This is a genomic window from Paenibacillus agricola (assembly GCF_011440305.1).
Taxonomy (GTDB): Bacteria; Bacillota; Bacilli; order Paenibacillales; family NBRC-103111; genus Paenibacillus_S; species Paenibacillus_S agricola.
Genome location: NZ_JAAOIW010000008.1, coordinates 227,171 through 242,836, shown reverse-complemented (window position 1 = coordinate 242,836; position 15,666 = coordinate 227,171). Strand labels below are relative to the sequence as shown.

Annotated in this window: 13 protein-coding genes; 9 read left to right on the top strand and 4 right to left on the bottom strand. The window is 45.9% G+C overall.

Annotation, left to right across the window (positions count from 1 at the left end; all coding sequences use genetic code 11):
* Positions 1-14: 14 nt before the first annotated feature.
* From G9U52_RS21865 to G9U52_RS21855, 3 genes are all read right to left on the bottom strand, one after another.
* Complete coding sequence (locus G9U52_RS21865) at positions 15-1,628, bottom strand: catalase (RefSeq protein WP_311764907.1); 1,614 nt, start codon at positions 1,626-1,628, stop codon at positions 15-17.
* Positions 1,629-2,015: 387 nt separating this feature from the next.
* Positions 2,016-2,162: a hypothetical protein gene (locus G9U52_RS21860; RefSeq protein ID WP_166152775.1), complete on the bottom strand. Its 147-nt coding sequence runs from the start codon at positions 2,160-2,162 to the stop codon at positions 2,016-2,018.
* A gap of 93 nt (positions 2,163-2,255) precedes the next feature.
* On the bottom strand, positions 2,256-3,173 hold the full coding sequence (locus tag G9U52_RS21855; protein WP_166152774.1) for an aldo/keto reductase: 918 nt from the start codon (positions 3,171-3,173) through the stop codon (positions 2,256-2,258).
* A gap of 388 nt (positions 3,174-3,561) precedes the next feature.
* On the opposite strand from G9U52_RS21855, the gene G9U52_RS21850 reads away from it, so the two are divergent.
* From G9U52_RS21850 to G9U52_RS21840, 3 genes are all read left to right on the top strand, one after another.
* On the top strand, positions 3,562-4,965 hold the full coding sequence (locus tag G9U52_RS21850; protein ID WP_166152773.1) for an MATE family efflux transporter: 1,404 nt from the start codon (positions 3,562-3,564) through the stop codon (positions 4,963-4,965).
* 144 nt (positions 4,966-5,109) lie between these two features.
* Positions 5,110-5,652 (top strand): guanylate kinase, encoded by a 543-nt coding sequence (locus G9U52_RS21845; RefSeq protein WP_166152772.1) that lies wholly within the window; start codon positions 5,110-5,112, stop codon positions 5,650-5,652.
* A gap of 331 nt (positions 5,653-5,983) precedes the next feature.
* Complete coding sequence (locus G9U52_RS21840; protein ID WP_166152771.1) at positions 5,984-7,408, top strand: FAD/NAD(P)-binding protein; 1,425 nt, start codon at positions 5,984-5,986, stop codon at positions 7,406-7,408.
* 178 nt (positions 7,409-7,586) lie between these two features.
* On the opposite strand, the gene G9U52_RS21835 is transcribed toward G9U52_RS21840, so the two are convergent.
* Positions 7,587-8,153, bottom strand: a complete 567-nt coding sequence (locus G9U52_RS21835) for a guanylate kinase (protein WP_166152770.1) — start codon at positions 8,151-8,153, stop codon at positions 7,587-7,589.
* Between the two features lie 184 nt (positions 8,154-8,337).
* On the opposite strand from G9U52_RS21835, the gene G9U52_RS21830 reads away from it, so the two are divergent.
* The 6 genes from G9U52_RS21830 (at position 8,338) to G9U52_RS21805 (ending at position 15,512) form a co-directional block, all read left to right on the top strand.
* Positions 8,338-9,012, top strand: a complete 675-nt coding sequence (locus G9U52_RS21830; RefSeq protein ID WP_311764906.1) for a peptide-methionine (S)-S-oxide reductase MsrA — start codon at positions 8,338-8,340, stop codon at positions 9,010-9,012.
* Between the two features lie 179 nt (positions 9,013-9,191).
* Positions 9,192-11,435, top strand: coding sequence for an EAL domain-containing protein (locus G9U52_RS21825; RefSeq protein WP_166152768.1), 2,244 nt, complete (start codon positions 9,192-9,194; stop codon positions 11,433-11,435).
* Positions 11,436-11,465: 30 nt separating this feature from the next.
* Positions 11,466-13,088, top strand: coding sequence for a thiamine pyrophosphate-binding protein (locus G9U52_RS21820; RefSeq protein ID WP_166152767.1), 1,623 nt, complete (start codon positions 11,466-11,468; stop codon positions 13,086-13,088).
* 18 nt (positions 13,089-13,106) lie between these two features.
* Entirely contained in the window at positions 13,107-13,535 is a 429-nt protein-coding gene (locus G9U52_RS21815) for a carboxymuconolactone decarboxylase family protein (RefSeq protein WP_166152766.1), read from the top strand.
* 210 nt (positions 13,536-13,745) lie between these two features.
* Entirely contained in the window at positions 13,746-14,126 is a 381-nt protein-coding gene (locus G9U52_RS21810) for a GNAT family N-acetyltransferase (RefSeq protein WP_166152765.1), read from the top strand.
* A 291-nt stretch (positions 14,127-14,417) separates the two neighbouring features.
* On the top strand, positions 14,418-15,512 hold the full coding sequence (locus tag G9U52_RS21805; RefSeq protein ID WP_166152764.1) for a BMP family lipoprotein: 1,095 nt from the start codon (positions 14,418-14,420) through the stop codon (positions 15,510-15,512).
* Positions 15,513-15,666 lie beyond the last annotated feature (154 nt).

Genomic DNA, 15,666 nt, shown 5'->3' with positions numbered 1-15,666 from the left:
GACTCTTAGGGCCCTTAATAAGGATCGGCCGGATGGCCTGTCCGTTCTGCTTCAGTAACAGCTTCAGCTGTGTGGCTTGAACCCAAGGGTCCACCGAATTCGGTGTCGGCATTAGCTCGACCTGCTGATGCCAAACCCTCAGCAACCCTGCGGCCGTAATCGGGATCGCATTTTGAGAACAATTCCGTCATGGTTTGTTGAATGTGTGGACTGCATGTTCGCAAAGTATTAACGAGATTGTTAATGAGGTCGTCGCGTTCCCAATCCTCAAATTCCCGGTATCGCTCCCCAGCATATTTGTAATCGTTCGTTCGTTCGATGGTTTGACGCGTCAGGTTGCCTTCTACCCACGGCGTGTACTCTTTACCCGTCCGCGCAGCTTCCTTCAGACCGCCTAATGAAGAGGGCTCGTAATTAACATGAGGATTCTGCCCTGGTGCCCCACCAACCTGATAAGTCATTTGTCCATCGCGCTGGTTAGTGGCCACATGCTTCTTCGGAGCATTGATTGGCAGCTGCAAATAATTTGGTCCTACCCGATATCTCTGGGTGTCTGAATAAGAAAATGTTCGTCCTTGCAGCATTTTGTCATCCGAGAAATCAAGCCCATCAACAAGCACTCCAGTTCCAAATGATGCTTGCTCCACCTCTGCAAAATAATTTTCCGGATTCCGATTCAGCACCATGCGTCCTACTGGGAGAAAAGGGAATTTATCTGGGGGCCATAGTTTCGTGTCATCCAAGGGGTCATAATCAAGCTCGGGATGTTCATCATCACTCATCATTTGGATACAAAGCTCCCACTCCGGATAATTACCCGATTCGATGGCTTGGTACAAATCTTGAGTGGCATGATTAAAGTTTTTCCCTTGTATTTGATCGGCTTCCTGTTGGGTTAAGTTTTTGATCCCTTGCTTAGGTTCCCAATGATACTTGACTAGAACGGCTTCCCCTTGCGAGTTAACCCATTTGTAGGTATTGACTCCAGAGCCCTGCATTTGCCGATAATTGGCAGGAATCCCCCAAGGTGAAAACAGGAAGGTGATTGTCAATAAAGATTCAGGGGTATGCATAATAAAGTCGAAAATACGCTCTCCGTCTTGAATGTTCGTAACAGGATCAGGCTTGAAAGCGTGAATAAAGTCTGGAAACTTGATGGCATCCCGGATGAAAAAAACCTTCAAGTTATTGCCGACGAGATCCCAGTTGCCGTCCTCTGTATAAAATTTAACGGCGAAGCCTCTAGGGTCCCTCAGTGTCTCTGGCGAATCTTTACCGTGGATGACAGTTGAGAAACGTACGAATACAGGAGTTTGCTTGCCCTTCTCTTGAAATAAGCGGGCACGGGTATATTTCGAAACTGGCTCATCGCCGACCTTCCCGTATGTCTCAAAATATCCGTGAGCCCCAGCGCCCCGTGCATGAACAACACGTTCAGGTATACGCTCTCGGTCAAAATGCGTGATCTTTTCGATAAAGTCATAATTTTCGAGAGTGGTCGGACCGCGGCTTCCTACCGTACGCATGCTTTGATTATTGTCGATCGGGTGCCCCTGACGATTCGTCAGTATGGAATCTTCCTTCCCCGAGGCCACTTCTTGGTCGGCCGAGCTTTCCGCATCGTGAATAGGCGTACTGAGTATAGTTGGATCCAGCTTATCGTTTCCATTTGTTACTTGTTCGTGCAAGTTTGTTGCCTCCTTTAATTTTTGGAATATTTTATATTTCCACAATTTGCATAGAAATATTCTCATGTCATCGATTATTAGTAGATGGGCCGGTTCGTCTCCATACTGCAAATCCACAAAAACGAAAGGAGCCTTGCCATCAAAGTTCGATGGCAAGGCTCCTTTTTGCGTTACACAGTATTACCGCTGAGGCGAAACAGTTCTTGCTAGTCACTAAAGGGACGTTGTGCTCATTCTCGGGCTAGCCAAGAGGGTAGATTCTTACCCTTTACTTCACTTTATCAACGTTTTGAATATAGATCAGTGTTCCTTGGTAGATTACATTCACTATTGCGGATTATTTTGCTTTGGAATTCCATTTATACTCGGTGGTCGTTTTGCAGCTTTATCAGCTTGCAACACAGCCTCTTCTTCAATAAATTTATTTTCCTTAAAATCCGGACTTTTGGGAGAATTCGGCTTGGTAACATCCATGTTAAGAAATCACCTCCTGTCCCATCTAGTATCCCAGCAATCAAACTTACTATTCGCGCTCGTTCTTACTGAGGTAACATCCCATTCACGAGTTTACGGAAGCACATTACCTGCCGCACGATAGATGGCATACCATTCTTCGCGCGTCAGATAAATATCGCTTGCTTTACAGCAATCCTTTAAACGGTCTGTATTCATCGTACCGATGATCGGTTGCATGTGTGCGGGATGGCGCAAAAGCCATGCGATAGCGATGGTCGTGTTGCTAACTTCATATTTCTCCGCGATTTCATCGATCTTCTGATTCAATTCCGGGAACTTGTCGCTTCCGAGGAAAACGCCTTCAAAGAATCCGTATTGGAAAGGTGACCAAGGCTGAACGGTGATATCGTTCAGTCTGCAATAATCAAGTATACTGCCATCCCGGTTCACCGCGTGGTCATTTTCCATATTCACATTAATTCCTTGGGAGATCATGTTGGCATTAGTGATGCTTAATTGCAGTTGGTTTGCAACAAACGGCTGCTTGACCGACTTCTTCAGCAACTGTATTTGCATCGGATTCTGATTGGAAACGCCGAAATGACGCACTTTTCCTGAGCTTTCAAGTATATTGAAAGCCTCTGCCACCTCGTCCGGCTCTACCAGCGCATCCGGGCGGTGCAGGAGCAGAATGTCCAGATAATCGGTTTTTAGCCGCTTCAAGCTGCCGTCCACCGACTCTAAAATATGTTCTTTAGAAAAGTCGAACATCCCCTTCCCAATGCCACACTTGGATTGCAGGATGATCTTTTCACGAATATTTTCGTTCATATGGATGGCATCTGAGAATATTTCCTCACACGTTCCACCCCCGTAAATATCCGCATGCTCGAAGAAATTCACACCTTCTTCCAATGCCGTTTGGACAAAGTGCTCAGCCTTGACCTTGTCCAGCGATTTAATACGCATACAGCCCACTGCAATGATCGGCACCTCTAATGTGCTGCTTCCAAGCTTCATTGTTCTCATGATTTTGTCCTCCTCATTCTAATGGGGTAACTTATTGCGATGGGTTCGTCACATACAGAGAAATGGTTCGACCTTTTCTTCCGCGCTAGCTGACCAGATCTATGTAAACGTCACATGGATATTATGTATCTCCCTTATTGATTGTGACACACAAGCACATTGATTTTCAAGTCTGCTTCGGATCGCAACGAAACCGAATATCGTTAACCGTATACTGGGCTCTGCGGAGCAGGTTACCAGCGTATTGACAGACTTTATCCTTGGTGATAGTATCTATCAAAAAGAAGTAATGCGCTTTCAATTCCAATCGGCACACTCCGTTTAAAGTAACAAGCAAAGCTCTTCTCATTGAAGAGTTTTTTAAATTCAAAAAAAAGAATGTGACGATATGCAACTGAATTTTAGGGTCAGGAAACAATTTTTTTTGGAAAAGTATTTTTCCGGAGAGTCTATCGATTATCGTCAAATCATTGCTCTATTTATACCTATTCTAATCGATCAGGCATTCTTAGTTTGTCTTAACTTATTGAACATAGCCATGATCAGTTCATCGGGTGTAGCAGCGGTCAGTGCAGTAAGTATGATCGATACGCTGAATATTTTTCTGATCAGTGTATTTGTCGCCGTTTCGACCGGGGGAACAGTTGTGATAGCACAATATAAAGGAAGCGGCAACGACCATATGGTTTCCAAAGCCGCTGCCAGCTCCATTTCCTTGGTTTCTATGTTGGCATGCTGTATCAGTTTGTTTATGGTCGTGTTTTATAGCCCTACTTTGAATTTATTGTTTGGGACGGCTACATCGGATGTCTTTGCCCATGCCAAAACTTATCTGATCGGAAGCAGCATATCCTATATTGGTTTTGCCATCGTGGAGTCGATTTGTGGCGCGATGAGAGGGATAGGGAATACTCGGGCATCGCTAACTCTTTCCTTAATCATGAACCTCTCTTACGTTGTTTTAAACATTCTGTTTGTCAACTTTTTGGAGATGGGTGTGCTTGGCATGACCATCGCTGTGAATATATCCAGATATTCGGCTGCAGTCTTCGCGTTGATCTATTTGGCGAAGATGGATACCACCCTGTATTTACGAATTAGGGATATGTTTGTTTTGAATTTTTCAATGCTCAAAAAGATTCTGTTTATCGGGATTCCATTTGCAGCGGAGCAGATGTTTTTTAATGGTGGGAAAATGTTAACCCAGGTGTTCATTGTCAGCCTTGGCACTTACGCGATGGCGACCAATGCCATCGGTTCATCGCTCGCTGCCCTGTTCCTGGTTCCCTCCATCGCCTTGTCCCAGACTACGGTAACAGTGGTAGGCCAATGTATGGGGAGGCGAAATGTTAAGGATGCCAGAAAATTCACGACATCGTTTCTCTGGCTGTCGTCCTTTTCCTTATTACTGATGGGATTGATCATTATCCCTTTATTCCTGCCGATTGTCAGTTTGTTTCATCCTCCTGCTGAAATTGTGAATGATATTTTCGTGATTATACTGATCACAGCAATCGTCCAAATACCGCTTTGGCCAATCAGTTTTCTTATGCCATCGGCGCTTAGGGCCGCGGGCGACTCGAAATTTACATCTGTCACTTCCATGCTGTCCATGTGGTTATTTCGGGTTATCCTGGGTTACATTTTGGGTATTGTTCTTCAATTTGGGATTATAGGCGTATGGGTGGCTATGAATTGTGAATGGGGGGTGCGAGGCGCTATCTTCTTGTGGCGTTTTCGCGGAGAAAGCTGGTACAAACATCGTTTGATTGAACCGGCTTCTGATGACTAATCCCTTGGGATGATCCTCTGGCTCCCGTACGGGTTAGTTAGAGGATCGCGAAATTTTGTGCAATAATAAAATGAGACGTGCATCCGGTGATATATCTCCAGTATCGACCATACAGCAACGCGACTAAACCAAGTGGAGGTCTACATGTCTATATCCTTAGTAATATTTCAGGGTCCTAGCGCATCAGGAAAAAGCACGTTACAGGCCCAATTAAAACTGCCTAGAGTGATAACATGGACATCCAGAGCACCTAGAATAGGTGAAATCGATGGCAGAGATTATTACTTTGTAAATAGTGAACACATGCTTTTTTTGTTTAATAATGGTAAAATGCTGGAAATGACGGAGTATCAGGGGCACTACTATGGTACTTCAATGGACTCGATCAAAGAAGTAATTGAAGAAGCACAGCCTCGATCCATTGTTATGGATGCAAAGGGTGCCAGAGCTATTAAAGCCTTATATCCAGAGAAGGTGCTTTTGATCGGGGTTTTTGCAGATAAGGAGCAATGCAGATTAAGGCTTTTATCTAGAAAAATCCCTGAAGAGGTTCTCTCACTCCGTATGAGTACTTATGACGCTGAAGTTTCAGAATTATCGCAATGTGACCTAGTCCTTAGGAATACCGATGACAATTATGATAAAGCAGAATTGATTATTAAATTTCTTGGAGAAGGGCTTGGATAACAGGATGACTATCAGCTTCTTTTCGCAGAAGCAGTTGGCGCAGAGTATACTCTGTGGCAACTGCTTTTTTGTTATTTACCCTGAGCGATTTAAAGTAGGGTGTGCATGTTGGACGCAACGAAGAAGTATTCAGTTATGGATGAAGCGGGTGATGCTGCTTGTGATTGTGAACAATTAGTAGCGGGGAATTTAGCTGTAATGACAAAAAAAACTATAATCAAATTGAAAAGGGAGGGTAGAAAAGTTAAGATGTAGGTATGTGAACAAGTGATGTCATAAAACTTCACTTCAAATGAAGAAGAATATGAAATTGCTGAGAGGGATGAATCGTATGAGCTTAGAGGTCTTGAACGAACGAGTGAAAACCGATCTTTCCTATATTGCTTTTGGGGGCACGAACTGGGTGCGACCGCTGGATCATCCTGAGGGGCACGTCTATGATGTAGTAGTTGTTGGCGGAGGGCAAAGCGGTTTAGGCACAGCCTTTGGTTTATTGCGTGAACGTGTCTCCAACATTCTCGTCATCGACGAAAACCAGGAAGGCACAGAAGGGCCATGGGAAACCTACGCCCGTATGGTAACGTTGCGTACCCCCAAGCATTTGACCTCCATCGACCTTGGGATTCCCTCTTTGACCTTTCGCTCCTGGTGGGAAGCACAAGTTGGCTCCGCAGGCTGGGAAGCTGTAGATAAGATTCCGCGGGGCGACTGGATGAATTATTTGCGTTGGTATCGGGGTGTGCTGAACCTTCCTGTTATTAATGAGGTGAAGCTGATGCTGGTCGAGCCTGCAGAAGAAGGCATCCACAGGCTGCATATCGAAGGGGCGGGAGCGCCTGCCGGCACATTTCTGGCACGCAAGGTAGTGCTGGCCACGGGAATTCAGGGGGGTGGCGAATGGCATGTGCCACCGTTGGTTGCCACGAAAGTGCCGCGCCACCGCTACGCCCATACTTCGGAAGCTATTGATTTTGATGCGCTTAAGGGCAAGAAGGTTGCGATTTTGGGCGGCGGCGCCTCGTCCTTTGACAATGCCAATTACGCGTTATCAGAAGGTGTGGCTGAGGCTCATATCTTTGTCCGCCGCAAGGAGCTTCCTCGTATTAATCCGATTCGCCAGATGGAGGTTTCCGGCATGATCGAGCGTTATCCCACACTGTCGGATAAGGATAAATATGCGACAATCGCCCATTTTTTCAAGCACAATCAGCCACCGACCAATGATACCTTTGCACGTGGAACCTCATGGCCTGGCTTTCAGCTGCACTTAGGTGCGCCTTGGCTTGATGTAGAGGCTACAGAGGAGGGCGCGGTGGTCACTACACCCCAGGGCCAATTCACCTTCGATTTCCTGGTCATCAGTACGGGCCTCCTTACGGATCCCGCTTTGCGTCCGGAGCTGAGGCTTATTGAAAGCCATATTGCTCGCTGGGGCGACCGTTACGAAGCTCCAGAGGCGGTGGCGAATCCGCTGCTGGATGCGCATCCCTACCTTAGCCCAGGCTTTGCTTTCTTAAGCCGAGATGTAGAGGGAGAAAAGCGCCTGCACGGACTTTTTGCCTTTAACTATTCGGCTTTGATCAGCTGTGGCCTTTCGGCTTCTGCGCTTTCGGGGATGAAGTATGCGATACCTAAGCTGGTATCGGCAGTGGCAGACCAGCTTTTCCTCGATGACCGCGACGAGATTTTGAAAAACTTTTTTGCTTATGAGGAAATTGAATTTATGGGAGAATGGCCGGCAGGCGGCAACCCATAATTATCGCTTACAGCAGCATCAATTGGCAAGGAAACCAGTGATACGACACCTACTACGCTGTTGGTCTCATAATCTTATCTATTCAACCAAGACACACGTAAAAAGACGGCTAATCGTTTTATCCGAAAAGCCGTCTTTTTACGTGGATAGCCGCGAACAGCCGCCAAGCCACCCTATGTTATTTGATATATGTATTCAAGATTGCCGTAACCTCTTCCACGGTTTCATCTAACTCATAATTTTCAACATTCACATCACATTCTTTTAAATAGCCCATCTCTTGTTCGTAGCGCTCCAAGTTTTTATAAATCACTTCGGTGGTATCCCCGCGCTCCAGCAAGCGGCTCATGACCTTATTACGATCCGCGTAGATCAAAATCTGGATCACCTTATCGCCGAAGACCTCCTTCACCAGCTTCGAGCCTTGGCGGTTCAAGATCAGGTATACATAGGGGTGCTGCTGGAAGGTAGCATCAATTTCTTTGGATTTTATCCCATAATAGACCCCATCAATTTCCAGTGTTTCGATAAACTCTTCATTTTGTTCAGCCTCGATAAATTGCTCGCGGGTGATAAAGTGGTAATCGATTCCATCTTTCTCATATAATCGGCTGGGTCGGGTCGTATAGGATAAAACTCGTTGTAGCCCACATAATGCCCCTACGCGTCCAGCAACGGTTTTTCTTCCGGAGCCATCGGGGCCAGTAAATACAAATATCAGCTTTTTGTCATTGATTTCATCCATGTTGATGCCTCCCAATACTTGAGTTTGATGTAGCTTGCCTTCATTATATCGGAATTGATTATGTTAATATATAGTAATTATATAAAATAATGCGGTTACTTTTTGTGGAATGCGACCCAGTTTTGAGATTATATGCAAGATCGATTATATTCATATATAGAGCGCGTAAGGGGAGGGATTACAAATAGAGCATCCGGGCGCACCCAATAATAGGTACGAACCCCAGTTTTCGCAGAATGCCCAAACGGCCACTTTGGGTATGGGTTGTTTTTGGAGTCCTGAGGCTTTGTTTGGCCAACTGCCTGGGGTCATAAGGACAAGAGTAGGCTATGCAGGCGGAACCACGATCCACCCGACTTACCGGCAGATGGGTGATCATACGGAAACGCTCGAAATTGATTTTGACCCTACCATCCTTTCCTTTGAAGAAATCGCAAATAAGTTTTGGGACAGCCATAAGCCCAGTAATATTAATGATTATAAAGGTAGGCAGTATCAATCGCTGTTGTTTTATCGGGATGGATTCCAGCAAGAAATAATCGAACAGGTTCTAGAGAAACGCAAGAAGCTGGGAAAGGGAGAGCCTGAAACCGAGCTTGTGCCATATGCCGGGTTTCAGCTTGCAGAAGACAACCACCAAAAATATTATTTGAAAAGGTACCCGAATGCAATAGAGAGGTTAAGTACCGTCTACCCTTCTCCAGATGAACTGCTCAACTCCACCTTGGCAGCCCGCCTGAACGGATTGGCAAAGGGGTATACCAACCTCGAACGCATCAAAAATGAAATCCAGCAGTGGCCAACCAACCCTCATACTCGGCAAACCCTGCTTGAGCTGTCCACGCAAATTCGATGGTAAGCAAGGGCATTAGCAGGATTGTCGGAGGATAGCTTTAAGAAAATTTTTTTGTGGAGATTAAAGGAAATACGTCGATGGTTGCTGAATTATTATAGTAATTAAATGTAAACGGATACAGGTAAAAAGACAACAAGTAAAGGTAGTATAATGAAGGAATCCAAGTTGACGGGGGAGTTATTATGATACGGATAGACGACCTTGATTACGCTTTAGAATCCAGACAGCTTTGTACACGTCTTGGTATGAATCCTAAAGAGATTCCCTTCCCCAAAAGAATTATGACTGCTGAAGATTTAGAGACCAAACGAAAAGAATATGAAGAAATTCTTTCGGTTGTTCATTTTTTTGGAGATAAAATTTTAACATCTTTGCAAGGGACACCGCTGTTGCTGTCGGTTGCTGATGAGAACGGTTATATTGTCCATATGATGGGCGATGAAATGATCAAAAGCACCATCAATCAATTGGGCATTAGGGTAGGCGTCCAATTCACGGAAGAGGATATGGGCACCAATGTAGTGAGTCTTTCCCTGAAGCATACGCCCCGCCCTATTGAATTGATCGGAAACGACCATTACCATGAATATTTGCACCAGAGTGCATGTTATGCTATCGCCTTCCACTATACAGATAATAATTTGTTGGGAAGCATTATTATTATGACGGCGATCCAGTTCCAGAATCCGATGATGATTACGATGTTATCTACAGCTGTAGATTCGATTGAGCGGGAATTGCTGCTGCGCAAGCAAAATCGAACCTTGGATTTATTAAACCAGATTATTATGGACAACACTCGTAATGGCATCGTGTTCGCCAACACCAAGGGAGAGGTTATCGGTTTTAACCAATCCGCGCAAACGATTACGGGGTTTTCCAAAGAACAAATTATGAACAAGCCTGTGCAACTGCTCAAACCCATTGGCTCTTACATAGCCGATGTAATCCAATATGAGAGAAAATTCGAAGATATTCAGGTAAATATCAAAAAAAATAAATTGGTATGTTTATTTGATGCGTTCCCGCTTTATGATTTTAAGAAGGAATTGATCGGGGCATTCGGCCAATTCCGTGATATCACAGAACGTTACCAAGCGGAAGAACGCTACAATTATTTGGCTAACCATGATGATTTGACGAAGCTGCCTAATCGGCGATACTACAAAAAACAAGCGATTGCGATCCTGAATCAAGCCAAAAGGAAGCCGTCTGAGCAGGTGGCCTTCCTTTATTTGGACTTAGACCGCTTCAAATTAGTCAATGATACCTTGGGCCATTCGCATGGGGATCTGCTGCTGATTCAGGTCACAGAACGATTCCTCCAATGCATGGAGCCAGGAGATCTGGTTGCAAGAATGAGCGGCGATGAGTTTATGTTTGTCCTGCCCCATGTTACAGAAACCAGTCAGATCATCCAACTGGCGGAGAGGCTGCTGAATCAATTTCTACAGCCGATCAATATGAATGGGTACCAATTTCATATTACCGCGAGCATTGGCATTTCGATTTATCCGGACGATGGGATGGATATCGAGGCCTTAATGATTCATGCCGATACGGCAATGTATTCGGCTAAAGGACGGGGTAAAAACCGCTATGCCTTCTATTCGGAGGAAATGAATACGAAATCGCATGAGAAGATCACGATGGAGGCCTCATTGCGCAAGGCGTTGGAGCATGAAGAATTCCGCCTTTATTACCAGCCGCAGGTAGACATCAAGACGGGCGAAATCAAAGGGGTTGAGGCTTTGATCCGTTGGCAGCATCCAGAACGAGGGCTTGTAAGCCCTGCTGAGTTTATTCCGTTGGCTGAGGAAACCGGGCTTATTCTCCAAATTGATGAATGGGTGCTGCATACAGCCGTCAGGGATAATAAAAGGTGGCAAGCATTGGGCCTGCCGGCGATCCGTGTGGCGGTCAACTTGTCCCCCCAACAATTCTCCAATGAACGGCTTGTAGAAATCGTAAGTAAAACGCTCGAAGAATCCGGGCTGGACCCCAAGTATCTGGAATTGGAAATAACGGAAACGATGACGATGGATGTAGAGCATACCATCCCCAAGCTAAAGCAACTGCATGACCTTGGGGTGCAAATCAGTATTGACGATTTTGGGACCGGATACAGCTCTTTGAATTATTTGAAGAAATTTTCCATTGACCGGCTGAAAATTGACCAATCCTTTGTGAGGGACATCATTAGTGACAGGAACGACGCAGATATCGTCGGGACCATTATTGCAATGGCCCATAATTTGGGGCTTGAGGTGATCGCAGAAGGTGTGGAGGAAAAGGATCAGCTCCGTTTCCTGCAATACCAAAAATGTAATGAGGTCCAAGGCTATTATTTCTGCCGGCCGATCCCATCCAGTGAGCTTGAGCAAAATTTCACGAAGCTGCGAGAAGAATTTATTAATAAATATTAAAGAGATCGTAATTTCGCTGGGGGCCCAACTATGGAAACTGTATCTAAGATCTTGTCATACCATCTTAATAAATGGGGGGTTACTCACGTATTTGGAATACCAGGCAAGCCAATTACGCCATTAATTCTCGAATTGGATCAGCTAGGCATAACCTTTGTGCTGAGTAAGCATGAGTGCGGGGCAGGCTTTGAGGCGGCAGGCTACGCGATAGCGAGCAGGGGCTTAGGGGTGGCGCTAGTTACAGCAGGACCCGGCGGCACTAATATGCTGACAGCGGCAGGACAAGCCTTGGCTACGCAATCGCCTGTCTTATTCCTGACGGGCCAGCCGCCTATTAAGGAAATCGGCAAGGTCCTTGGACAGGATAGCACGATGTTTGGCACTGATTTGGTCAAGATGTTTGAGCAAGTGACCAAGTTCAGCGCTCGGGTGGAACGTGGCGATTTATTCGAAGTGTATCTCAAGCATGCCATAGAGCGGGCCTTTACCGGAGTGAGGGGACCTGTGCATCTTTCGATTCCCTTGGATGTTCTAGTTGAAGGGATCCAACCTTTTGAGCTGGAGCTGCCTCTCCAATACCCGCAAGTGATTTCTACTAATATCGATAAGGTGGCCCAGCTCATGCTAGAGGCGAAGCGGCCGGTTTTATTCGTCGGTGGCGGCATCCATGCCCATGATGCCTATGAGGAATTAGAGCAGGTAGCCACGAGGCTGAATATGCCGGTTATGACAACACCAAGCGGGAAGGGCGTCTTTACTTCGCGGCATCCGCTCTCATTAGGGCCTTTTGGCCTGGGAGGGAGCCAAGCTTCCGAGGATTATATCCGTGAAGGTGTCGATGTTATGATTGTTATAGGTAGCCAGCTTAGTGACTTGGAGGTGCCAGGCTTATCTCCTGCGTTGTACCCGAAGCTGATCATTCATTTTGACTATGAGTCTACTTTTATTGGGAAAACTCTTTCAGTGCCAACGATTCCCGTGCTCGGTAATTTGAAAAGGAACCTGCAAGCCATTATCCATCATACCCGTACCGCTACAGTGGAACGCTCCTTGCCGATCATGGCGGAAGAATGCTTGACTGCCCATGCATCCGGTTACTTGTCCGCCGAGCTGGTCATGCGGATTATGCGCAATGAATTGCCTGGAGATGCGGTTGTGTTTGGGGATGCGGGGAGCCATTCTTTTTATGCCATCAAATATTTCGATATTGAAGAGCCGGGCACGTTTTTCTTTGAAGAGGTTTTTGCTTCGATGGGACGGGCTATAGGTTATGCTGTGGGAGCCAAGATGGCCGCTCCTGAGAAGACGGTCGTCTGCCTTACAGGTGATGGCTGCATGTTTATGACGGGCACAGAGGTGTCGACGGCTGTGAACTATGGGGCTCCTGTAATTTTTGTTGTCCTGAATAATGCCAGCCTGGATATGGTGGAAAAAGGGATGGCCCGCCATTTGGGAAGGGCTGTAGGCACGAATTACCACGTGCCCATGCAGGCTGCCAAATTCGGCGAAGCTATGGGTGCCGCAGGCTTTAGGTGTACAACCGAGGAGGAGCTGCGGGCTGCTCTTGTCCAAGCCTTAACGAATAAACAGGTTAATGTTATTGAGGTGATGGTGGATCCCCAAGAGGTTCCCCCTACGATGAAACGCGGATAATGACAAAGGAGAATCGAGATGAACAAAGAGACAACGAAGGCAGAGACGACGAATAAAGAACGTTACGAGCAAGGCATTGAAACCTTAGTGACTATGGTAGGGAAGGAAGGAGCCGGGATGATCGAAGAGATCGGCACCTTCTTCCCTGATTTTGCACATACGTTAATAGCATTTGGATTTGGCGATCTGTATTCGCGTCCTGCTCTTGATCTGAAGCAACGGGAAATGATTACGTTAACGTCGCTGATTACCCAAGGGGCTACAGAGCAATTGCCCTTTCACCTGAATGCGGCGCTAAATGTTGGGCTGAGCCCTGAGGAAATTATGGAGCTTGTCCTGCATTGCGCCGGATATGCCGGATTTCCCAAAGCATGCGGAGCCCTGAACGTGGTCAGGGAAGTATTCAAACAACGCAATATTGTAGTTTCGCCAGGCGGACAAGCTTAGCCTTAATAGCATTCATACCGAAGAAGCATGCCCGGCATATTCATCAGGGGTTTGGCCAATGAATAGCTTTTAAGGGGGTTGGCAATGCCTGTTTGGCGGGAGTGGTTATCCGTTCACTTGTTTCTGCTTGCTTCACCTTCCATCCCTTAGGGTAAAGAAGAGTTATAGCTACAACGAGCAACAACAACTTTTCTGGAGGTGCATGGCGACATGAATGGGGCACACGAAACGAACGGAACCAATGAATTATTGCAAGACGAGATATCGGTGCAAAAGCAAGGCAACAGCTTCGTGCTTATTGGAATAGGCGGTACCGTAGGGGAGATTACTTACAAGCTGGCAGATGTAGATACTTGGGTGATTGATCATACCTATCTGGATCCAGAGTACCGCGGCCGCAATATAGGGAAACGGCTGCTGGATTTAGTGGTGGATGAAGCGAGAGAGATGGGCAGAAAAATCGTTCCTTCTTGTTCTTATGCACTGGAGCAATTTAAGGCAAACCCCGAGTATGCGGATGTTTGGGAGAGGTCAGACACTCAATTTTCGGATACGTACAGCTCAAGCAGTGTGACTACACCTAGGAACTAAGAACATCACTAACTATTAACTGTATAAGCACTACAGGGCAGGCTCACGGATGACGTGGCCTGCTTTTTCTATAAAATAGGGGATAAAGCATATCGCCCTTGGGAAATCTAGTTAGGGTTCCATAAACATTACACTAGAGAAGAAAAAAAGTAGACAAAATGAAAAATAACAGTTTAGCATGTTAACAAACATTACATAAGGAAGGGTTGAAATTAAAGCTCATAACGCATATAGTTAGGTTATTACCTTATATTGATAGATATTTAAAATTTAACAGGGGGTGCTTAGCCAGTGAAAAAAGCAGTGCTTGCATTAACCATTATGACATTGGTCGGTACAGTATTAGCGGGTTGTGGGAGTAAGGTTGAGAATGCACCTGCAAGTGGGGGCGCAGCAGCAACCTTTAAAGTCGGGATGGTTACGGATGCAGGGACAATTGATGACAAATCCTTTAACCAAGGCACTTGGGAAGGCATCAAGAAAGCATCGGCAGAGCTTAAGCTTACAGAAAAATATTTGAAGCCTACCGGAACTACGGAAGCGGATTATATTAAAGAAATTGGCAATCTGTACGATGCTGGCTTTAAATTCATTGTGACACCCGGCTTTAAATTTGAAACCGCGATATTCAAGTCCCAAGATAAATATACAGATGCCAAATTTGTACTAATTGACGGCTCGCCGCATGCGGGTGATTCCAAGTCGGTAGTTAAGCCGAATACCGTCTCGATCTTCTTTGCAGAGCAAGAGTCCGGATTTCTTGCTGGTGTTGCTACGGCTGTCCAACTTAAGGAAGGCGAAGCCGGCTTTATTGGCGGCATGGAAATTCCACCGGTACAGAAATACAATTGGGGCTTCCAACAAGGTATTCAATATGCGAACGAGAAATTGGGCACCAAGGTTACCTTGAAGAAGGAAAATGTGCTGTACCAAGGCTCATTTGACAATGTAGCGGCTGGAGGCCAATTGGCTGCCCAAATGTTCGACCGCGGTGTTAAAGTTATTTTCTGTGCGGCAGGCGGCGTTGGTGTCGGTGCTATTAATGAAGCGAAGACTCGTGTTTCCGCAGGTAAAGCGGCCTGGATTGTTGGGGTTGACGTCGACCAATTCGCAGATGGCGTATACTCAGGCGAGAAGTCAGTGGTTCTAACATCCGCGATGAAGAAGATTGACCAAGCCGCTTACGATATGGTGAAAGCAGAGAAGGATGGCAAATTCCCAGGCGGACAAACGTTAACCTTTGATGCCAAAAATGACGGAGTCGGCATTCCTGCCAAAAATCCTAATTTAAGCGAGGATACAATGAAGAAAGTAACGGAAGTATCCGGCAAAATTAAATCAGGCGAAATTAAAGTGGCAGCAGCACAAGGAACCTTAATTAAGTAACTAAACCTAAAATGGGCAGCATTTCTATACAAGGTATTAATAAGGGCGGCGCCTAATTACAGGAACGAAATATAGCTACAGGAACTAATAAAAAAAGACGGGTGTACTCCGTCTTTTTTTACATCTGGGTGATCGTTATGGTGTGGGAGGAAGA

What these genes read in the sequence shown, in the direction of transcription:
- G9U52_RS21815 (WP_166152766.1), top strand. Translation starts at nt 13,107, where the DNA reads ATGAACAAAGAGACAACGAAGGCAGAGACGACGAATAAAGAACGTTAC.
- G9U52_RS21860 (WP_166152775.1), bottom strand. Translation starts at nt 2,162, where the DNA reads ATGGATGTTACCAAGCCGAATTCTCCCAAAAGTCCGGATTTTAAGGAA.
- G9U52_RS21855 (WP_166152774.1), bottom strand. Translation starts at nt 3,173, where the DNA reads ATGAGAACAATGAAGCTTGGAAGCAGCACATTAGAGGTGCCGATCATT.
- G9U52_RS21825 (WP_166152768.1), top strand. Translation starts at nt 9,192, where the DNA reads ATGATACGGATAGACGACCTTGATTACGCTTTAGAATCCAGACAGCTT.
- G9U52_RS21840 (WP_166152771.1), top strand. Translation starts at nt 5,984, where the DNA reads ATGAGCTTAGAGGTCTTGAACGAACGAGTGAAAACCGATCTTTCCTAT.
- G9U52_RS21835 (WP_166152770.1), bottom strand. Translation starts at nt 8,153, where the DNA reads ATGGATGAAATCAATGACAAAAAGCTGATATTTGTATTTACTGGCCCC.
- G9U52_RS21850 (WP_166152773.1), top strand. Translation starts at nt 3,562, where the DNA reads ATGCAACTGAATTTTAGGGTCAGGAAACAATTTTTTTTGGAAAAGTAT.
- G9U52_RS21820 (WP_166152767.1), top strand. Translation starts at nt 11,466, where the DNA reads ATGGAAACTGTATCTAAGATCTTGTCATACCATCTTAATAAATGGGGG.
- G9U52_RS21810 (WP_166152765.1), top strand. Translation starts at nt 13,746, where the DNA reads ATGAATGGGGCACACGAAACGAACGGAACCAATGAATTATTGCAAGAC.
- G9U52_RS21845 (WP_166152772.1), top strand. Translation starts at nt 5,110, where the DNA reads ATGTCTATATCCTTAGTAATATTTCAGGGTCCTAGCGCATCAGGAAAA.